The sequence below is a fragment of the Bradyrhizobium sp. Arg237L genome, assembly GCF_029990105.1.
Classification (GTDB): Bacteria; Pseudomonadota; Alphaproteobacteria; order Rhizobiales; family Xanthobacteraceae; genus Bradyrhizobium.
Genome location: NZ_JAQMIL010000107.1, coordinates 1 through 21629, shown reverse-complemented (window position 1 = coordinate 21629; position 21629 = coordinate 1). Strand labels below are relative to the sequence as shown.

Here is a 21629-nt window from a genome sequence, read left to right as displayed (position 1 = left end):
TACCCCCGTGCTTTTTGTTGCACGGGGCCCATGGGTGCAACCGGCACCCGGCTTTCCCTGCGCCCTCTGTTATCGAGGAGGGTAACAATCATGCAAATCTCGGGCACTCCGTGCCGCGAGAATGCGGACTCACATCCCCTCCGCTGTTTGAAATTTGAATCCCAACCTTCCCCACGTCCCGGGCTTGCATCCGAAATGGTGGACTGGTGCTGTCCCCGGTGAAACGTTGAAGGGCCCGCGCCGATCGCCTATCTCTGCTAAAGTTACCGATTTCGAGGATCCAGCATGACCGCATCCCAACGCAACCTTTCCGCCGCAATCGATCCCGAACAGCTCGACCGTCTCGCCGAAGTCGCCATCAAGGTCGGGCTCGGATTGCAGCCGGGACAGGACCTGCTCCTGACCGCGCCGTCGTCGGCGCTGCCGCTGGTGCGGCGGCTGGCGGTCCATGCCTACAAGGCCGGCGCCGGCCTGGTCACGCCGATCCTCTCCGACGAAGAGGTCACGCTGGCGCGTTATCGCTATGGCCATAATGAAGGCTTCGATCGCGCGGCGAACTGGCTCTACGAGGGCATGGCAAAGGCATTCTCGGCCAACACCGCGCGGCTGGCGGTGGTTGGCGATAACCCGATGCTGCTGTCGGGCGAGGATCCGACCAAGGTCGCGCGCGCCAGCAAGGCCAATTCGGTCGCCTATCAGCCGGCGCTGGAGAAGATCGTCAATTTCGAGGTCAATTGGAACATCATCGCCTATCCCAGCGCCTCCTGGGCCAAGCGGGTTTTTCCTGACGATCCCCTGGAGACCGCGGTGGCAAAGCTGGCGGATGCGATCTTTGCGGCGTCCCGCGTCGACCAGGACGGTGCGGTCGCCGCCTGGGAGAAGCATAACGCGGTATTGCGTGAGCGGACCCAATGGCTCAACGGCCAGCGTTTCCACGCGCTGCATTACACCGGTCCCGGCACAGATCTTACGATCGGGCTCGCCGACGGCCATGAATGGGAAGGCGGCGCCTCGACTGCCAAGAACGGCGTCACCTGCAACGCCAACATCCCGACGGAAGAGGTTTTCACCACCCCGCATTGCCGCCGCGTCAACGGTCACGTCGTGAGCTCGAAGCCGCTGTCCTATCAGGGCACCTTGATCGACAATATCCAGGTCAAGTTCGAGGAAGGTCGGATCGTCGAGGCCAAGGCCTCGTGCGGCGAGGAAGTGTTGAAGAAGGTGCTCGATACCGACGAGGGCGCGCGCCGCCTCGGCGAAGTCGCCCTCGTGCCGCACTCCTCACCGATCTCCAAGAGCGGATTGCTGTTCTTCAACACGCTGTTCGACGAGAACGCCGCCTCCCATATCGCGCTCGGCCAGTGCTATTCGAAATGCTTCATCGACGGCGACAAGCTGACGCCGCAGCAGATCGCAGCCCAGGGCGGCAACCAGAGCCTGATCCATATCGACTGGATGATCGGCTCCGGCCAGACCGATATCGACGGCGTCAGGACCGACGGCAGCCGCGTGCCAGTCTTCCGCAAGGGCGAGTGGGCGTAAGCGAGTATCCTCCCTCTCCCCGCCCTTTGCGGGGAGAGGGTCGGGGAGAGGGGCTCTCTCCGCAAACACAATGACAGCGATCTTCGCGGAGGCTCCCCCTCACCCGAAATTCAAGCGGAGCTTGAATTTCGACCTCTCCCCGCGAGCGGGGCGAGGTGAAGTCCGACTACACGCCGTCGAGGATGATCACGGTCGGCGTCGACGGCAGCGTGTCGCGCGAGATCCTCAGCGTCCGCTCGCTGCGCTGGTCGATCTCGAACTGCTGGCCGATCAGGCGCATGAATTCGTCGAGCGGTGTCGCGAAGCGGTGCATCGGCAAGACCACGGCGGCACGCAATCGCTTGGTGATTTCGGAGACGCCGGCAAGCGACATGGTGTAGGTGCCGTCGATCGGCACCATCACGATGTCGAGCCGGCCGATCGCGGCGAAATGGCTCTCGTCGAGCTTGTGGTGCAAATGGCCGAGATGGCCGATGCAGAGGCCGGCGACCTCGAAGATGAAGATCGAGTTGCCGTCCTTGATCATGTCGCCACCGGAATCGTCGCCATAGGTGCGGCGGATGTCGGTGGTGACGTTGCGGATGAAGACGTCGCCGATCCGCATCGCGTAATGGGCAGGCTGTCCGTTCTCGCCCCAGCCTTGCAGCACATGCGGGATCTTCGGGTCGGGAAACAGCGTGTAATGCGTGCTGTGCGCCCGGTTCATGGTGACGACATCAGGCAGGCGGCCGGTGCGGTAGGCGCCATTGTAATCGGTCGCGATCCGGATGCCGCCGGGGGTATCGATGTAATAGGTGGAGTGCCCGGCATAGGTGATCGCGACCTCGTCGGCCTTGGCGACGCGGCGCAGGCTGACGGGCGTGGCGCGCGGCGGCGCATTGGCCATCGCCAGGCATTCGCTGCGCTGGGCATCCTGCCCATGGGCCGCGATGCTGAGGAAGCTGAGCAGGGCAAAGGCGGCGAGGATCGATCGCAACATGGGCAGGGTCCGTCGGCGGTGACGTCGCGCCACTCTATCGCCGAATCCCGCAGCCGTCATCGGGCTTGCCGGCGCAGCCTATGTCCGTCATTGCGAGCGGAGCGAAGCAATCCATGCCTCCACGCGCGGGCGCGACGGATTGCTTCGCTTCGCTCGCAATGACGTCAGTAGATCACTCCTGCCGCGGGCTGATCTTCCAGGTCGTGGCGAGCACCATCAGTGTCATGGCGCCGGTGATGACGGCCGCGATCGGCATTGCCAGCGCGAGCGCCGATGTGGCCGCCCAGCCGATCGAGCAGAAGGCTTCCGCGAAGGTGGCGACGCGCGAGGAGGTTTGGCGGCGGCGGAACTGGCTGCGCTTGGCCTGCACGCGGAACCAGAGCTGGATCGCGGCCGCCGAGATCGTGGCGATGGTCACGCCGAGCACTGTGACGACAGCCTGGAGCGCCGAGGCGAACGCCAGCGCGATGACGAACGGCGCGACCACGAGCGCGATCGACAGCAGCACGACTTCGATCTTGGCGCGGATCACCTGGGACGGCGACAGCGGCGCGGTTGCGACCAGGTCGGCGGCGTCCTCGCCCGATATCGTCAGCCAGGCGAGGCCGCCGGCGAGCTGGCCCGCCGCCATCACGATGACAGGCGTGATCAGCATCAGGCCGGTGGAGCCATCGGAAAAGCTCCGCCACAACATCAGCGCCGGCGGCACGAGGTAGAGCAGTTGCATCAGGCTTTGCGACAGCAGCCAGGGATCGCGCCGCAGCAGCACGAACTCCTTCCAGCGCAGCGCCTGCTGGCGCGAGCCGCGCTGGAATGTCCGCACCTTGGCCGTTCGGCTGGCCATCGCCGGGTTCGCCGAGATGCTGATGATGGTGTCGGCAAAGCGCGGCGAGAAGATTGCTACCACCACGCCGAGCAGAGCGAGGCTGAAGGCGAGCAGGAGCGAGAGCGCCTCGCCGTCGCCGAGCACGGCGCGGGCCGGCCACCACAGCATGCTGCCGGCGTCTGGCGCGAAGCCTGCCACGGTATCGGAGGTGAGCACGGCGAAACGGGACAGGGTGCCGTAGGAGAGGATCGCGGCGATCTGCAGCGCGATGACGAAGCCGGCGCCGATGATCGCGGCCAGCACTTGCGCCACCAGTTGGGTGCGGCGCGGGCCGATCAGGCGGAACAGCGCCACCGTGAGGGCGGTGGCGACCGCCGCGGCCGAAAGACCGATCGCGATGACGACGCCAAAAGCAGCAAGCCAGCGCGGTCCGCCGCCGATCACTAGCACGTCGACGAAAGGCGTCGAGAACAACAGCGCCATGCCCGTGACCTGCAGTGCGATGGCGGCAATGCGAACCGAGAAGATGTTGGTGAGCCGGACAGGCGAGGACATGATCAGATCGAGGTCGGCGCGGGCGTAAAACACTCGCGTCACGGATTCGACCGCCTGCGAGAGCATGAGCGCCCAGGCGAGGAAGATCGTCGACGACGTCACGATCAGCGCCGACTTGTCGAGCGGCAGCGTCAGGTTGGCGAAGCGGCCGACCACTGCATAAGCCGGCAAATGCAGGATGGTGGCGAAAATGACGAGGCCGATCACCGCGCGTTTGCGGCGGCGCTGTCCGCCCGTCATCATCGCCAGCCATTCGCGCCAGGCGAGCCGGATCTCGTGCCGGGCGAACCAGGTGAGGTCGGTGGCCGAACTCATGCGGCAGCCGCCTCGCTTTCGACCAGGGCGATGAAGGCGTCTTCGAGGCTGGTGTCGTTGCGGCCATTCCGCTGGCGCAGTTCCGCGAGCGTGCCTTCGGCCACGAGCCTGCCCTTCGCGATGACGCCGATGCGGTCGGCCATGCGTTCGGCGACTTCAAGGATGTGCGTGGTCATGATCACGGTCGAGCCGGCGCGCACGCGCTCCTGCAACAGGCCCTTGACGTGGCGGGCGGAGAGCGCGTCGAGGCCAGTCAACGGCTCGTCGAGGATGATCAGGCTGGGGTCGTGGACCAGCGCGCCGGCCAGCGCCACCTTCTGGCGCATGCCCTTGGAAAATCCCTCGCAGCGCTCGTGCAGATGCGGCTCGAGCCCGAGCGAGACCAGGAGGTCCTGGGCTGAGCGTTCGGAACGGCGGGGATCGATGCCCCAGAGGCCGGCGACGAATTCGAGATATTCGAGGGGGGTGAGCTTGTCGTAGATCATCGGCTCATCCGACACCCAGGCCAGGATCTGCTTGGCGGCGATCGGATCGGACAGGGCGTCGATGCCGAAGATCGACACCGAGCCGGCGTCGGGCTTGAGCAGGCCGGCGACCATCCGCAGCGTGGTGGTCTTGCCGGCGCCGTTCGGCCCGAGCAGCGCATAGAACTCGCCGGCCCGCACGGTGAGATCGAGCGCGTCGACCGCCGGCCGGTCGAAACGCTTGGTTAACCCTCGCACTCCGAGTGCTGGCGGATCTGATGGCATGATGTGGGGACGGTCCAGGTTGATGTCTGGTTGCGGACCATGGGCCGAAAAGCGTTTCGGCGCGGTGAATCGCAGGCCGCAAATCGCCGGCAATGCCGGAGAACTACGGGCTGCGGCATTTCTGCGCAATTATGCCAGGTGGTGGGCGCAGCGCTTTGTTGACAGCGCTTCCCGCTTTGCGCTCAAATCGTCACCGGACACATGCAGCTTCCAGCGCTCCCGAAAAGAGGAGGGCGGAAGCGGGATGCAACGAGCAATCATCAAGAATTGCCGTGCATCGGGGAGGGAAAACGATGCTGGACTTTGTTCAGCAGCTCGTGAGCGGCATTGCGCTTGGCTGCGTCTACGGCCTGATCGCGCTCGGCTTCGTGCTCGTTTACAAGGCAACCGAGGTCGTCAATTTCGCCCAGGGCGATCTGATGATGCTGGGCGGCTTTTTCGCCTTCACCTTCATCGGCATGCTCGGCCTCAATTACTGGATTGGCTTTGCCGGCGCGGTGGCGGCGATGGCGCTCTTCGGCATGCTCGCGGAGCGGCTGGTGGTGCGGCCGATCCTCGGATATCCGCAATTCTCCATCATCATGGCGACCATCGGCCTCGGCTACTTCCTGCGCTCGGTCGCCGGCATCATCTGGGGCACCGACGACTTCAAGATCGAGACGCCGTTCAGCCAGGGCGTCCTGCGCATCGGCAGCCTGGTGCTGGCCTACGACAAGCTGTCGGTGATCGCGGCGACCATCATCCTGTGCGCGCTGCTCTATCTGTTCTTCAACCGCACCACGCTCGGCACCGCGATGCGGGCGAGCTCGGAGAACATGCTGGCTGCCTATTACATGGGTATCCCGGTCAAGCGCGTAGTCTCGATCGTGTGGGCGATCTCGGCGGCGGTCGCCACCTGCGCCGGCGTGCTGCTGGCGCCGATCACCTTCATCCATTCGAATGTCGGCCTGGTGCTGGGATTGAAGGCGTTTCCGGCCGCCGTCCTTGGCGGCTTCGGATCGATCCCCGGCGCGGTCGTCGGTGGCGTGCTGATCGGGGTGATCGAGAGCATGGCGGGCTTCTACCTGCCGCAAGGATGGAAGGATGTCGCGCCCTACATCGTGCTGCTCGCGGTGCTGCTGCTGAAGCCCGAAGGCCTGTTCGGTCTTCACGTGCGCAAGAAGGTTTGAGCAGCATGCGGTTCCTGTTCAAGACCGACTACGAAGACGACATCAAGCTATTCCCGCATTCGGGTTACATCTTCTCATACGGCCTGTTGCTGGCGTTGCTCCTGATCGCGCCCTACGTGCTCTCGAGCTATCTGATGAGCCAGGTTGTCTTCGTCTGCATCTATGCGACGGTCGGTGTGGGACTTTTGATCCTCACCGGCTTCACGGGGCAGGCATCGCTGGGGCACGCGGCGTTTCTTGCGATCGGCGCCTACACCGCCGCCTATCTGCAGCAGTTCAACGTGCCCTTTCCGGTCTATTTCCTGGCCGCGGGGCTGTTGACCGGCGTGGTCGGCGCGCTCGTCGGATTCCCGGCACTCCGGTTGCAGGGCATTTATCTCGTCATCGCCACCATCTCCTTTGCCTTCATCGTCGAGGAAATCCTGGCGCGCTGGGAGAGCGTGACCCATGGCAATGAGGGCATGCGGGTCAAGACGCTCTATTTCCTCGGCGCCGCGGTGCCCCGCGACGGGCCGACCTTCTACTATCTCTGCCTGGCCGTGCTGGTGCTGACCATCGTCGGCTCGCTCAACCTGCTGCGCTCGCCGACCGGCCGCGCCTTCGTCGCGATCCGCGACAGCGAGACAGCGGCCCGCAGCATGGGCATCAACGTTTCGCTCTACAAGGTAAAGTCGTTTGCGATCAGCGCCGCCATCACCGGCTTTGCCGGCGTCTTGTTCGCGCACAAACTCTCCTTCATCAGCCCGGAGATGTTCACGCTCCAGCTCTCGATCGAGTTCATCATCGTGATCCTGATCGGCGGCACCTTCAGCCTGCATGGTGCGGTGCTGGGCGCGATCTTCCTGGTGATGATCGATCCGTTCCTGACCTACCTGAAGGACGACATGCCCGGCGTGATCGCGGGCCTCGCCGCGACGCTTGGCGCCGGCCAGGAGCGCGCGGCGCATATCCAGGACGCGGTCGCGGCCTTTGCCTCCGCCAACGGCCTGAAGGGCGCGATCTACGGCATCATCATCGTGCTGTTCGTGCTGTTCGAGCCGCTCGGCCTCTACGGCCGCTGGCTCAAGATCAAGCTCTTCTTCCAGCTGTTCCCGCTCTACAAGCGCGCCACCTTCAAGCGGCAGAAGATCTATGTGAAATCGGAGCGGAACCGATGAGCTATTTCCGCGCCGAGAATCTTTCGCTTCACTTCGGCGGCCTCAAGGCGGTCGATGCCGTCAGCTTCGCGGTCGAGAAGGGCGAGATCCTCTCGATCATCGGGCCGAACGGCGCAGGAAAAAGCTCGATCTTCAACCTGATCTCGCGCATCTACCCAACGACTTCGGGAAAGATCTTCTTCGAGGATCAGGACATCACCGAGCAGCCAGCCTATGACATCGCCAAGCTCGGCATTGCCCGCACCTTCCAGAACATCGAATTGTTCGAGAATGCGACGGTGCTTTCCAATCTGCTGGTCGGCCGTCATCGCCACTCCACTACGCAGCTCTGGCAAGAACTATTGTTCCTGCCGAGCGTTCGAGCGGCCGAGAAAGTGCATCGCCGCCGCGTCGAACAGGTGATTGAGTTCCTCGATCTCGAACCCTATCGCGATAAGCTGATCTCGGGGCTTCCTTACGGCGTGCGCAAGGTGATCGAGCTGGCCCGCGCGCTGTGCTCGGAGCCGAAGCTGATCCTGCTGGACGAGCCATCGTCGGGGCTGAATGTGGAGGAAACCGATGACATGTCGTTCTGGATCCGCGACATGAAATCCGAGCTCGGCATCACCGTTTTGATGGTCGAGCACGACATGACCTTGGTGAACCGCGTCTCCGACCGCGTCATCGCGCTGAACTACGGCAGGGTGCTTGCGATGGGCTCGCCTGCGGAAGTGCAGCAGCATCCCGACGTCGTCGCGGCCTATCTCGGAGCCTGAGGCCATGATCGCCACCGTCGTGCCCGAGACCATCCTGAAGCTCAGCAATATCGAGAGCTATTACGGGCCGATCATGGCCATCAGAGGCATCAGCCTGGAAGTACCGTGCGGCAGGATCGTCACGCTGTTGGGCGCCAACGGCGCCGGCAAAACCACCGTGCTGAAGACGATTTCCGGCATCCTCGATCCGCAGAAGGGCTCGATCGAATTCCTCGGCAAACCGATCCAGCGCATGGAAGCCGACAAGATCGTGCGGCTGGGCTTGAGCCACGTGCCGGAAGGGCGGGAGGTGTTTCCGTTCCTGTCGGTGCGCGAGAACCTGATGATGGGCGCCTATCCGCGAAAGGACCGCGACAGCGTCGCCGAGGACTTGAACCGCGTCTACGGCTATTTCCCGCGGCTGAAGGAGCGGATCGACCAGCCGGCCGGCCAGCTTTCCGGCGGCGAGCAGCAGATGCTCGCGATCGGGCGGGCGCTGATGAACCGGCCGACGCTGCTTCTTTTGGACGAACCATCGCTTGGGCTGTCGCCGATCTTGGTGAAGGAGATCTTCACCATCATCCGCCGGGTCAATGAAGAACAGGGCATGTCGATCCTCCTGGTCGAACAGAACGCCAAGGTCGCGCTGGAGACGGCGCATTATGGCTATGTGCTGGAGATCGGCCGGATCGTGATGAACGACACCTGCGAGCGATTGATGCATTCCAAGGATATCCAGGAGTTCTATCTCGGCGCCAAGGAGGCGGGTGCGCGGGGGGAGCGACGTTGGAAAAAGAAGAAAACATGGCGTTGAGAGGGACTTGGCGGTAGATTGAAGGCCTGTCGCGAAAAGATCGGCGCAAAGCCGGCGATCGCGACGGGCGAGGAGAGGAGGGAACGGGCATGGCCGGACCGGCGGTGCTGACGGTCGCCGATACGATCGCGAGGAGCTTTGTGCTGGCGGTGGAGACGCGCGGCGACAGACCCGCGATCCGCGAGAAGAAATTCGGCATCTGGCAGCCGACAAGCTGGCGTGAGTGGCTGCAGATCTCCAAGGACATCGCCTACGGCTTGCATGCCATTGGCTTCCGCCCCGATGATGTCGCCTCCATCATCGCGAACGCGGTGCCGGAATGGGTCTATGCCGATATGGGCATCCTCTGCGCCGGCGGCGTCTCCTCGGGCATCTATCCGACAGACTCGCCGGTCCAGGTCGAGTATCTCATCAATGATTCCAGCACCCGCGTGGTCTTCGCGGAAGACGAGGAGCAGCTTGACAAGCTGCTCGCCTGCCGCTCGCGCTGCCCGACGCTGGAGCGGATCGTGGTCTTCGACATGGAGGGCCTGAGCGGCTTCTCCGATCCCATGGTGATGTCGCTTGCCGAGTTCACCGCGCTGGGCCGCAATCATGCGCAGGACAATGAGGCGCTGTGGGACGAGATGATCGGAAGCAGGACTAGCGGCGATCTCGCGATCCTCGTCTATACCTCCGGCACCACAGGTCCGCCGAAGGGTGCGATGCATGCCAACCGCAGCGTGACGCATCAGATGCGCCATGCCAACGACCTCTACCCGTCGACCGATCACGAGGAGCGGCTGGTGTTCCTGCCGCTCTGCCATGTCGCCGAGCGCGTCGGTGGCTATTACATCTCGGTCGCGCTGGGATCGGTGATGAATTTCGCCGAGAGCCCCGAGACCGTGCCGGACAATCTGCGCGAAGTGCAGCCGACCGCCTTCCTCGCCGTGCCCAGGGTGTGGGAGAAATTCTACTCCGGCATCACGATCGCGCTGAAGGATGCGACCCCGTTCCAGAATTGGGTCTACCGCCGCGCGATGGCGATTGGCTATCGTATGACCGACTATCGGCTGCAGGGCGAGCAACCGCCGCTGTCGCTACGCTTTGCCAACCGACTGGCCTACTGGCTGGTGTTCCGCAACATCCGCCGCATGCTCGGGCTCGACCGTTGCCGGATCGCGCTCACCGGCGCCGCGCCGATCGCGCCCGATCTGATCCGCTGGTATCTCGCGCTCGGAATCGACATGCGCGAGGTCTATGGCCAGACCGAGAATTGCGGGGTCGCCACCATCATGCCGACCGAACGCATCAAGCTCGGCTCGGTCGGCAAGGCCGCGCCCTGGGGCGAGGTGATGATCTGCCCGAAGGGCGAGATCCTGATCCGCGGCGACTTCCTGTTCATGGGTTATCTCAACCAACCCGAGAAGACCGTCGAGACCATCGATGCCAGGGGCTGGCTGCATACCGGCGATGTCGGCACGATCGACAACGAGGGCTACGTCAAGATCACCGACCGGATGAAGGACATCATCATCACCTCCGGCGGCAAGAACATCACGCCCTCGGAAATCGAGAATCAGCTCAAATTCTCGCCCTATGTTTCGGACGCGGTGGTGATCGGCGACAAGCGGCCGTACCTCACCTGCCTTGTGATGATCGACCAGGAGAATGTCGAGAAATACGCCCAGGACCACGACATCCCCTTCACCAATTATGCGAGCCTGTGCCGTGCGCCGGAGATCCAGGGTCTGATCCACCGCGAGATCGAGGCCGTGAATGCCAATTTCGCGCGCGTCGAGACCATCAAGAAATTCTATCTGATCGAGCGCCAGCTCACGCCCGAAGACGAGGAATTGACGCCGACCATGAAGCTGAAGCGCAGCTTCGTGAACAAGCGTTACGCCGCCGAGATCGAGGCGATGTACAGCGAGCGCGCGGTCGCTTAGGGACGACTTATTGCTCCCTCTCCCCGTTCTTACGGGACCGAGACGAGCAGAGCTCGCTCTGAGAGGGTTGGGGTGAGGGGCTCTCTCCGCGAACACGGTGACAAACGGACTCGCGGAAGCTCCCCCTCACCCGAAATTCAAGCTGCGCTTGAATTTCGACCTCTCCCCGCAAGCGGGGCGAGGTCAAGAGAAAGGCGAGGGAGCCCAAACAGGCCCGGTCCTTCGCTCGATATGGGCCATGGAGAGGAGGATCATTATGTCGAAAGCGTTCAAGGCATTGGGCCTTGCGGTGGGCGCGCTGGCGCTGACCCACCTGCCGGCGTCAGCGCAAACCAAGGTCACCAATGAAGGCATCTCGGCGAACGAGATCGTCATCGGCACCCATCAGGACCTGTCCGGCCCGATCAAGGTCTGGGGCGTGCCGGTCTCCAACGGCATGAAGTTGGCGGTGGAGGAGATCAACGCGAGCGGCGGCATCAACGGCCGCAAGATCAAAATGATCCTTGAGGACAATGGCTACGATCCGAAGAAGGCGGTGCTGGCCTCGCAGAAGATGGTCGAGCGCGACAAGATCTTCGCGATGATCGGCCCGATGGGCTCGCCGACCGTCTTGGCCGCGCAGGACGTGCTGTTCGATGCCGGCGTGCTCCAGCTCTTCCCGCTGACGGCGGCCGAATTCACCTTCAAGTTCGATCCGAGCAAGCCGCAGGAGCGGCTGAAGTTCAACAACCTGCTGCCTTATGTCGAGAGCACGCGCGCCGCGCTCAAATACATGGTGGAGCAGAAGAACCCGAAGAAGCCCTGCATCATGCATCAGGATGACGAGTACGGCAAAAACGTGCTCGACGGCTTCACCCAGCAGCTCGCAGCGATGAAGCTGCAGCCGGCCTCGATCACCAGCTACAAGCGCGGCGCCTCCGACTTCAGCGCCCAGGTCGCCAAGATGAAGGCCGACGGCTGCGACCTTGTCGTGCTCGGCACCGTGATCCGCGAGACCATCGGCGCGATGAACGAGGCGAAGAAGCTCGGCTGGGACGTGACCTTCCTCGGCGCGACGCCGACCAACGTGCTCGAAGTGCCGGCGCTCGGCAAGGAAGCGGTGGAGGGTCTCTATGCGGCGTCCGGCTTCGAGATCCCCTATGAGGACACCGCCAAGGGCAAGGTGAAGGATTGGCTCGCCAACTACAAAAAGATGTTCGGCACCGACGCCAACACGCAGGCGATCATCGGCTACAACGCGGTGATGACGTTCGCCTTCTATGCGCAGAAGGCGGGTAAGGATCTGACCGGCCAGAAGATGCTGGATTCGCTTGAATCGGGCGAAAAGTTCCTCGACATCTTCAATTCGCCGCCGACCAAGTTCTCCAGGAACGACCACCTCGCCAACACGATCACGCAGGTGCAGCAGATCAAGAACGGCCGCTGGGTGCTGACGAAGGATAGTCTGTCGTTCTGAGTATCGCCGTCATTGCGAGCGAAGCGAAGCAATCCATGCGGCCACGTTCGGAGAGATGGATTGCTTCGTCGCTTCGCTCCTCGCAATGACGGTGGTTAGTGCAGCGCCGCTTCGGCCACCAGCGGCATGTCGGCATAGCGCCGGACGCCGGTCTCATCGACCACGAAAGTCGGCCGGTAGTTTCTGACGTCGGTATCGGCCACCATCATCATACGGCGGTTGTCCAGCGTCAGCCACTGGCCGTCGAGCCGGGCCGCGGTCACCGCATGATCCTCGCCGCGAAGCGTGTCATGCATGATGACGATCCGCAGGTCCTCGAGCGCCATGCCGGCCAGACGCAGCGCGACGAATTTGGCGATGGCGTAGTCCTCGCAATCGCCGGCGCCGCTCGCAAAGGTCATCAGCGGCGAAGCCCAGACGTCGATCGCGCCATATTGCACGAGGTCATCCGCGGGCCTGATCGCGAGATTGACGGCGCGGTTGACTTCACCGAGCCGGGCGCGGCCGTCTCTGGCCTTCGCGTCGTCGACGACGGCGAGGAATTTCAGCGCGGCCGGCGAGACACAGCCCTCGCGGTCGCCCTCGCACAGCGCAAGCTGCACCAGATCATCGGCGAGCCGGTGCTGCAGCCCGAGCCATTTGTCGCGCAATCCGCCCTCCGAGAGGATGGCTGTCACGCGCCCGAACGGCTCGATCGATTTCTTGATCAGGACCGCGCCCCCCGGGGACAGCAGCGTCCCCGCGCTGACCTGTGCCACCGGTGCAAGCCAAAGCAGAGCAAAGGCCAACATGAGCGCACGCAGCGCGCCCGCATAACCGAACATTCCCATCTGACACCCCCTGTCCGGATATCGGCGGCGTTCGCCAGCGCGTAACCGGACCGTTTCGTGGGAAGAGGATCGTGCGAGAGCGCTTGCGATCTGTTTAAGGAGGTGCGGACGGGCGGGAGAAATGCGGAAGACGCTGAAGCCAGTCTCGCCAAACCGTCGAAAATTTTACCGATCTTGCCAACGCCCCGGTCGAACCTTTTCGGGGGTAACGATGTCTTATCCTTGATGTTGGCTTAATAGGCGCGTGTCCGCAGGCGGGCTGGCGCAACAGCATCGGAAGTCGTCGGACGCATCAGGCGGCCGGTCTTTCTGAACATATGACTAACGGGGCAGCTTTTCCCTTGATCCGTAATCTACATCACATTGGGCGCCCGAACGCCGGTGTAGGTTGGCGCGGTTGGGCGGACGGCCAGCAGTCGGAAATATCCTTCCTTCGTAAGAAGTAATTGAATTCACTTCAATTTTCTGCAAATTAAATGGGGCTCCATGCGCTCTTCGGGCAACAACGCGCGCCGGATCAAATCTGCTTCGTGCCAGGCTGAAAGAAGACTTCCCGACCGCGCTGCCAATGGGCCTCGCACTCGGTGTGAGTGCTTTCGCGTGGTTTCTCCTAATGATATGTGTAGGTTTGGCTAAGGAAATTTACATTTTTATTAACTATTTCTGGTGGGGGCATTGAAGTACGCCGACAACGTTGCGTCGAGTGGGCTGGGGTCTGTTTCCAACGCGCATGTCGATCTTGATTCGTTTTCGTTCCGCGATGGCCACGCGGACAGCTTTACTGTTCCTGATGCGCATCTTCTGTTCTCCGGCAACTTCCACAAATCCGGCAACGATCTCGTCATCTCCGACGAGCTGCATCGCGTGGTGGTGCCGAACTACTTCCATGGCGACAAGCACCCGATACTGGTTTCCCCCGAGGGCGCGTCGCTCGATCCGAAGGTCGTTGATGCGCTGACCGGGCACACTGTTTACGCGCAGGCGGGAACGCCGCCGGCGGCAGATCTGGTCGGTCATATCGCCAAGATGACTGGCAGTGCCAGCGTGGTGCGCAGCGGCGTCACCGTCGAACTGCATAATGGCGAAGCGGTTTATCAGAGCGACGTGGTGCAGACCGGCAGCGATTCTACGCTCGGCCTCGTCCTGAACGACGGCACCACGTTCAACCTCAACGCCAATGCGCGGTTGATGCTGAACGAGCTCACCTATGACGCCAGCAGCAATTCGAACTCCTCGCTGATCACGCTGGTGCAGGGCGCCGCCAGCTTCGTCGCCGGCCAGGTCGCCAGGACCGGCGACATGAAAGTCGCCACCCCGATCGCGACCATGGGTATCCGCGGCACCGCTGTTATCCTCGACATCTCGTCGGTCGACGGCACGGTGAAGATCTCCGTCGTCGATCAGCAGGACAACCAGGTCCATGCTGTCCAGGTCTTCAACACGCGCGGCGTTCTGATCGGCACGGTGACCAGCAATGGCAGCATCCTGACGCTGACGCCGACTGCGGCTTTCGAACTGATCGCGCGGGAAAGCGCCAAGACGCTGGCGGAGATCGCGCAGGAATTCGCGACCTTCCAGGCGGTGCTCAATACCTACGAGATCCAGAAGGCGATCGACCCGAACCTGCCGCAGCACACCGAGAACAACGCCAACCCGCGGACGAAATTTGCGAACATCGGCAGTTCGACCTCGCCCAATTCGCCGGGAACCGAATTCCGCTCGGCGCTCAACACCACTATCAACAGCAGCAACACCGGCTCCGCCAAGACCTTTTCCGTCCTGATGGATACGGGCAACGGAACCGGCGCGGGCGGTATATCAAATCAGGCATTGCTTGATCAGGGCCTCCCGGGGCAGCAAAACAACCAGCCCACCGGGCCGCAGCCGTCGATCCCGTTCGTCGTCAATCCGCCAACGGTTACCAGGATCTCCACGACCAGCACTGGCGATCATTTCGGGCCGGTGATGAGCGCCGACGGGCAATTCGTCACTTATGACCCCGACGGCGTCATCTATCTGTTCGACCGCGCGACCGGTGTCACCATCGTGATCTCGCCTTCCGGGGGCATCTATGGTTCGCCGACCATCAGCTCGGATGGTCACTCCGTCGTCTATCAAAGCTCCAGCGGCGTCATCTTCCTCTACAACAACGATCCGTCTTCGGCGCAGTACCACACGACGACACAGATTGGCGTGGGCACGTCGCCTGCGGTCAGCGGCGACGGCAGCAGGATCGCGGTCGAGAACGGCGGCAATATCATCGTCTACGATCGGCAGGGGCACGTCCTCACCACGATCACGCCCGCCGATGCCGGTGCCGGCGGATCGTTGCTGAAGCCGGTGATCAGCGCTGACGGCCATGTGGTTGCGTTCTGGGGTGCCGATCCCGGAGGCAATTCGGGCCATCTCTACGTCTATGACCGGTCAACCGGGGTCATCAGCACGATCGCGGACACCGCGCAGGGGGTCGGCGCGAGCGCCGCCTCGCTCAGTGCCGACGGCCGCTATGTCGTCTATCAAAGCGCCGACGCGAGTGGGCACTCGGAAATCTACCTCTACGACCTGCAGACCCACCAGATCGTCTTCCACACGTCGAACCCGAGCGGCGGGAGCTACAACCCCGTCATCAGCCCCGACGGCCATTTCATCATCTTCGCGAGCGACGCCGCGCTGACGTCGAACGACCACAATTCGGTTGCCGATACCTATGTGGTCAATCTCACCGATCCCGCCCATCCGAAGATCATGCTGGTTTCGACCGCGGCCGATGGGGCGTCCGGTAACGCCGCCTCCAACCTCGGCGCAACCATCAGCGCCGGCGGCCTGTTCATCGCCTTCGGCAGTAACGCGTCGAATCTTTCCACCGCGGACGGGCCTGGCGGCGATATTTTCGTGGTCGATCCGAGTTCCGGCCGCAACGCGATCGTTGAGCAGACCGCCAACTCGGGGTCGGTCCTGACGACCAACGGCAAAGTCGGCATCACCGGCGGAATCAACGACGTCTCGCTTTCCGTCACCGACGCGGCGGGCAATCCGACCGGTCTCCTGCACGTGAGCTTCAGCGCCGACGGCAATTTCGTGAACTGGACGTTCGCCGAGAACAAATCGGATTTTGCCTCGCTGGTCTATGGCGACACGGCGACCCAGCAATTCCTGATCAAGCTCACATATAACGGCGGCACGACGACCATCCCGATCACGATCGGCGTCCACAATGCCATTCCGCCGACTATCCCGGTGGCGGACACGCCTCCGGTTGTCCACGATGCCACGCTCGCGGTGTCCGAGGGCGGGGTGGTGCTGCTGACGCCGGCGAACATCAACGTCACCGACCTCGACGATTCCAGCTTTACCTTCACGGTCACCAATGTCACGCATGGCAAGTTCCAGGTGTTGGGTGGCGAAGGCTGGATTGATACCGCCAGCTTCACCTCGGCCGATCTCGCCGCAGGGCACGTCCGCTTCGTTCACGACGGCGGCGAGGCGGCGCCGACCTTCTCGATCCAGGCCAATGATGGAGAAATGCTCTCCAATGTGAAGGCGGGCAGCATTGCCTTCACAAATGTCAACGATGCGCCGACGTTGGCGGGCGGAACAGTGACGGATGGCGTGATCAACGTGCCCGTCTCAAATGGCCATGTCAGCCAGGAGGTTGCCGCAAAGCTTCTGGGGACGGGCCTGATCAAGGATCTTCCTGGAGCGGAGGGTTATGGCGAGCTCGCGCTCGACCATGGCGATGATAATTCCTCCGAAGCCATCGACATCACGTCAGCGTTCGGCGCGCAAGGCATCAATTTCTTCGGCCATCAATACAAGTCGCTCTACATCAACAACAACGGCAACATCACCTTCGGCTCGCCGACCGACGCCTATACGCCCAGCATGATCGACGCGGGCCTGAACAATCCGATCATCGCGGTGTTCTGGGCCGACGTCGATACCCGCGGCCATGGCAACGTCTATTACGATCTCGACGCGGCCGATGGCGTCATGACCATCACCTGGGATGATGTCGGCTATTACAATGAGAGAGCGAACAAGCTGAATTCGTTCCAGCTCGTCCTGATCAGCGAAGGCAACGGCAATTTCGACGTCCAGTATCGCTACGGCGATATCAAATGGACGACCGGTGACGCCAGCGGCGGCTCCGATGGCCTTGGCGGCACCCCGGCGCGCGCCGGTTATTCGGCCGGCGACGGCACGCATTACTACGAGCTGCCGCAATCCGGAAACCAGGACGCGCTGCTCACCCTTCCGACCACCGACGGCAATACCGGCATCGACGGCGTCGATCAGTTCGAGGTGCACAACGGCGAGGTGGGCCTCACCGCGACAGGCGCGATCAATTTCGCCGATCCTGACCTCAACGACGTCCATACCGCCACCAGCAGCTATACCGGCAGCGGCACTGCGCTGGGAACGCTGACATTGGTCAAGCAGTCCGACATCGGCGGTGTCGGCGGGCAATTCGCCTGGACCTACACCGCCGATCCCGCAGCCGTGCGGCAGGCACTCGACGGCTTGCCGGGTCACAGCAAGGTCGAGACCTTCAACGTCGTGATCAGCGACGGTCACGGCGGCACGCTCACCCAAACCGTATCCGTCACGCTGAACGAGATCGGCAACCACGCGCCGGTGGTTTCGGGCGCGGTTACGGGATCGGCGACGGAAGATGGCAGCCCCAGCACGCTGGACGCGCTCGCCAACGCATCCGATTCCGACCATGACGTGCTGACGGTCGTCAACGTCCCGACGCAACTGCCGGACGGGGTGTGCTACAACGCCGATACGCATTCCTTCACGCTCGATCCGAGCGTTGCCGCCTACCAGCACCTGGCTCAGGGCGAGCAGACCACGGTAACAGTCAATTATGGCGTCTCCGACGGTGACGCCATCACACAGGCCTCGGTGTCATGGACGATCGCCGGCACCAATGATGCGCCGGTCGCGGTGCCGGTGACGCTGACGCATGGCACCGAAGACGCGTCCTACATCATCCATGCCTCCGATCTGCTTCCGGGCGTGAGCGATATCGACAGCCAGTCGCTGTCGATCACCGGCCTCAGCATCGCGAGTGGTGGCGGCGATCTCGTTGACAATCACAACGGCAGCTGGATCTACACGCCGGCGTCGGGCTATGCCGGCCCTGTCAGCTTCACCTACGTGGCCTCCGACGGGGCGCTGCACGCAAGCTCGACGGCAAACTTGACGCTCGATCAGGCGGTCACGCCGGTTACCGTTACAGTTGCCGTGCATACGCCCGATGGTTACGACTTCAGCACGTTCTATGACGACTTCGCGGCGGGCCAGCCCGTCACGGGTGACGGCTCCAGCGACCATGCCTTTGTCCTCAACGCCGGCAAAGGCATTGTTTTCGAGATGGTCAGCAGCGACTACAGCTTCGATCCGCAGACCGGCTCTATCTCCTATGTCATCGACGAGATCGATATTTTCGGTACGACAGATCCGGCCCAGGCCACGGCGGCGCATCTGCTGGTCAGCACCCATGGCTGGAACATGAGTGTCCAGGCCGTCGTCAATACCACTGCTCCGTCCGATCCGGTGCAGTCCACAGGACCAAGCTTTGGCGACATCTTCGGCGCGGTTGCCTTCAACTATGTCGGCAGCGTCGGCCCCGACGTGTTCCTGGCCAGCAATCATCCAGATGTCTTCAACGGCCTCGGCGGTCCGCTCGGCCCGACCGATCCAGGCAGCGACACCGTGGATTACTCGCACGCGAGCGGTTCGATCAGCGTCAACCTGCTCACCGGCGCTACCGCGGGCACCGCGGCCGCAGGCGATATCTTCTCCTCGATTGAGAACCTGCGCGGCACCGCGTTCGCCGACACGCTGACCGGCGACGGCCACGACAACGTCCTCTTCGGTGGTGGCGGCAACGACACTTTCGTCTTCAAGCAGAATGCCGGCGGCATCGGCCACGACACGATCGGCGATTTCACGCCGGGCCAGGACAAGATCGAGCTGGACTATGTCGCCTTCGATCCGAGCGGGCCGAACGATTTCAGTCACTGGCTCGAAAGCCACGCCAACAGCGTGAACAACGGCAATGACGTACAGATCGACCTTGACGGCAACGATCACAACACGATCCTGCTGAAGAACGTCGCGCTGGCCCATCTGCACGCCAACGACTTCATCCTTCCGCCGGGGAGCGTCTGACCGAGCCGGCCCGCACGCCTGGGTGCACCGCACTCTTGAAAACTCCCGGCGTGATCAATCGACGCGGGCGTGATATCGAAGCGGCATGAGACGGCTGAAGGCATTGCGAAGGTGGTTCAAGCGGCGCTTCGGCTATGCGCGGCTCGCCTGCCTTGCGATACTGGTCGGTTTCGCCGCGCTCAGAGTGCTCGATCCGCCGGCGATCGAGGAACTTCGGGTCAGGACGTTTGACGGTTTCCAGGTCATCGAGCCCCGGGTCAAGACGATCAGGCCGGTCACCATCGTCGATATCGACGAACAGAGCCTGTCCGAGCTCGGCCAGTTTCCCTGGCCGCGCACGCAGATCGCCGATCTCGTCACCAACCTGACCAAGCTTGGCGCGGTCGTGATCGCCTTCGACATCGTGTTCTCCGAGCCCGATCGGCTCAATCCGGATGCCGCCGCCGATACGATCCGTAACCTCGACGAGGAGACCAGAGCGAAGCTGCGGGCGCTGCCGAGCAACGACCAGATCCTGGCGGAGGCGATGGGCAAGTCGCGCGTGGTGCTGGGCGCCTCCGGCCTGCCATTCGTGGTCGCCGAATTCGACAAGTCGCTGCCGCTGACGCCGCTCGCCATGAAGGGGGAAGAGCCGCAGCCTTTCATGTTCGATTTCCCCGGCCTGCTCCGCAACGTCCCCGTGCTGGAAGGGGCCGCCGCCGGCCGCGGCCTGTTCACGATCAGGCCCGAGCGCGACGGCATCGTCCGCCGCGTGCCGATGATCATGCTGGCGCAAGGCGCCACCATGCCGTCGCTGAGTTTTGAGGTGCTGAGGGTCGCGACCGGCTCCGGCACCGTGCTGATCGATACCGACGAGGCCGGAATCAAGAGCCTCTCGCTCCGCGGCTTGCGGATTCCGACCGACCACAACGGCCAGCTCTGGGTGCACTTCGCCCAGGCTGACCCTTCGATCTACGTCTCGGCGGTCGACGTGCTGCACGGGCGGGTGCCGGCGGAGAGGATCCAGGGCAAGCTGGTCCTGATCGGCACCTCGTCGGTCGGGCTCAACGATATCAAGACCACGCCGGTCACGCCCGCGATGCCTGGCGTGGAGATCCACGCCCAGGTGCTGGAGAGCGCGCTGAGCGGAGCCAGCGTATCGCAGCCGAACTACGGCATCGCGTTCGAGTTCGCGACCGCGCTGGTGTTCGGCCTGCTCGTGATCGCAATCGCCCCGCTGTTCGGGCCGATCACGCTGGTCGGCTTAGGTGCGGTATTCGCGACCGCGCTGATCGGCACCTCCTGGTACTTCTACACGCAGCACCGCCTGCTAATCGATTTCACCTATCCGTTGATGTCGACCACGGCGATCTATCTCACGCTGATCTTCTCGAGCTTCGTCCGCGAGCAGCAGCAGCGGAAGCAGATTCGCGGCGCTTTCGCCCAGTACATGTCGCCCGCGCTGGTCGAACAGCTCGCGCAGTCGCCCGAGAAGCTCGTGCTCGGCGGTGAGGAGCGCGAAATGACCATCATGTTCTCCGACGTCCGCGGCTTCACCACGATCTCGGAATCCTACAAGCACGACCCGCAGGGACTGACCGCCCTGATGAACCGCTTCCTGACGCCGCTCACCAATGCGATCCTCGCCCGCAAGGGAACGATCGATAAATACATGGGCGATGCGATCATGGCGTTCTGGAACGCGCCGCTCGACGACAAGGCGCACGAGATCAACGCCTGCGAGGCGGCGATCGACATGCTCGAGCGCATCGACGAGCTCAACAAACTGCGCAAAGAAGAGGCGGACGCGGGCGGGCACGTCTATATCCCGCTCAATGTCGGCATCGGCCTCAACACCGGCGTCTGCGTGGTCGGCAATATGGGGTCCGACCTGCGCTTCGACTATTCGGTGCTCGGCGACAGCGTCAATCTCGCCTCGCGCCTCGAGGGGCAGTCCAAGGAATACGGTTTTCCCATCATCGTGGGGTCGAAGACTGCGCTCGCCGCAAAGGAGAAGTTCGCAATCCTCGAGCTCGACTTCATCATGGTCAAGGGCAAGAAGGAGCCGGAGGTGATCTACGCGATCGCCGGCCGCGAGGACATTGCGCAGTCCGGCCGCTTCCAGCGCCTGCGCAACCTCACGATCGAGATGCTGGCCTGCTACCGCGGCCGCGATTGGCAAGGTGCGCTAGCCGCCATCGAGCGGGGCCGCAAGACCGACGAGGGTCATGCGCTGGAACGGCTATACAATCTCTACGAAGCGCGCATCCGCCATTTCCTCGAGAACCCGCCCCCGGAAGATTGGAACGGCGCCTTCGCGCTGCTGACGAAGTGACCCGGTGATTTTGTAGATTCCATGGGGCGGTGAGCGCGCCCTTTCCGGTAGGTTTGGGTTTCCACACTCGAACCATCGGAG

General features: G+C 63.0%; 13 protein-coding genes. 9 read left to right on the top strand and 4 right to left on the bottom strand.

All coding sequences use genetic code 11. The features are described 5' to 3' along the window. Positions 1–285 precede the first annotated feature (285 nt). Positions 286–1542 (top strand): aminopeptidase, encoded by a 1257-nt coding sequence (locus tag OZ411_RS39905; protein ID WP_282532325.1) that lies wholly within the window; start codon positions 286–288, stop codon positions 1540–1542. A gap of 166 nt (positions 1543–1708) precedes the next feature. Here the strand turns inward: OZ411_RS39905 and OZ411_RS39900 are convergent, their stop codons facing one another. From OZ411_RS39900 to OZ411_RS39890, 3 genes are all read right to left on the bottom strand, one after another. Then, positions 1709–2521, bottom strand: a complete 813-nt coding sequence (locus tag OZ411_RS39900; RefSeq protein ID WP_282532324.1) for an MBL fold metallo-hydrolase — start codon at positions 2519–2521, stop codon at positions 1709–1711. Between the two features lie 172 nt (positions 2522–2693). After that, positions 2694–4217, bottom strand: a complete 1524-nt coding sequence (locus OZ411_RS39895; RefSeq protein WP_282532323.1) for a permease — start codon at positions 4215–4217, stop codon at positions 2694–2696. Next, on the bottom strand, positions 4214–4966 hold the full coding sequence (locus OZ411_RS39890; protein WP_282532322.1) for an ABC transporter ATP-binding protein: 753 nt from the start codon (positions 4964–4966) through the stop codon (positions 4214–4216). The genes OZ411_RS39895 and OZ411_RS39890 overlap by 4 nt, the downstream gene beginning before the upstream one ends. A gap of 293 nt (positions 4967–5259) precedes the next feature. Here OZ411_RS39890 and OZ411_RS39885 point away from each other — a divergent pair, with 293 nt between their 5' ends. The 6 genes from OZ411_RS39885 (at position 5260) to OZ411_RS39860 (ending at position 12224) form a co-directional block, all read left to right on the top strand. Continuing rightward, positions 5260–6135 carry a branched-chain amino acid ABC transporter permease gene (locus OZ411_RS39885; protein ID WP_027580076.1) on the top strand — a complete coding sequence of 292 codons (876 nt, stop codon included), beginning with the start codon at positions 5260–5262 and terminating at the stop codon, positions 6133–6135. Positions 6136–6140: 5 nt separating this feature from the next. Continuing rightward, positions 6141–7292, top strand: coding sequence for a branched-chain amino acid ABC transporter permease (locus OZ411_RS39880; protein WP_282532321.1), 1152 nt, complete (start codon positions 6141–6143; stop codon positions 7290–7292). Continuing rightward, on the top strand, positions 7289–8047 hold the full coding sequence (locus tag OZ411_RS39875) for an ABC transporter ATP-binding protein (protein WP_130578291.1): 759 nt from the start codon (positions 7289–7291) through the stop codon (positions 8045–8047). Before OZ411_RS39880 ends, OZ411_RS39875 begins: the two co-directional genes overlap by 4 nt. A 4-nt stretch (positions 8048–8051) precedes the next feature. After that, positions 8052–8840, top strand: a complete 789-nt coding sequence (locus OZ411_RS39870) for an ABC transporter ATP-binding protein (RefSeq protein WP_282532320.1) — start codon at positions 8052–8054, stop codon at positions 8838–8840. Positions 8841–8929: 89 nt separating this feature from the next. Then, complete coding sequence (locus OZ411_RS39865) at positions 8930–10768, top strand: AMP-dependent synthetase/ligase (protein ID WP_282532319.1); 1839 nt, start codon at positions 8930–8932, stop codon at positions 10766–10768. Positions 10769–11024: 256 nt separating this feature from the next. Further along, positions 11025–12224 carry an ABC transporter substrate-binding protein gene (locus tag OZ411_RS39860; protein WP_282532318.1) on the top strand — a complete coding sequence of 400 codons (1200 nt, stop codon included), beginning with the start codon at positions 11025–11027 and terminating at the stop codon, positions 12222–12224. A 95-nt stretch (positions 12225–12319) separates the two neighbouring features. Here the strand turns inward: OZ411_RS39860 and OZ411_RS39855 are convergent, their stop codons facing one another. After that, positions 12320–13015, bottom strand: coding sequence for a transglutaminase-like cysteine peptidase (locus OZ411_RS39855; RefSeq protein WP_282532326.1), 696 nt, complete (start codon positions 13013–13015; stop codon positions 12320–12322). A gap of 714 nt (positions 13016–13729) precedes the next feature. On the opposite strand from OZ411_RS39855, the gene OZ411_RS39850 reads away from it, so the two are divergent. After that, positions 13730–19234: a nidogen-like domain-containing protein gene (locus tag OZ411_RS39850; protein ID WP_282532317.1), complete on the top strand. Its 5505-nt coding sequence runs from the start codon at positions 13730–13732 to the stop codon at positions 19232–19234. A gap of 85 nt (positions 19235–19319) precedes the next feature. Next, positions 19320–21548, top strand: a complete 2229-nt coding sequence (locus tag OZ411_RS39845) for an adenylate/guanylate cyclase domain-containing protein (protein ID WP_282532316.1) — start codon at positions 19320–19322, stop codon at positions 21546–21548. Positions 21549–21629 lie beyond the last annotated feature (81 nt).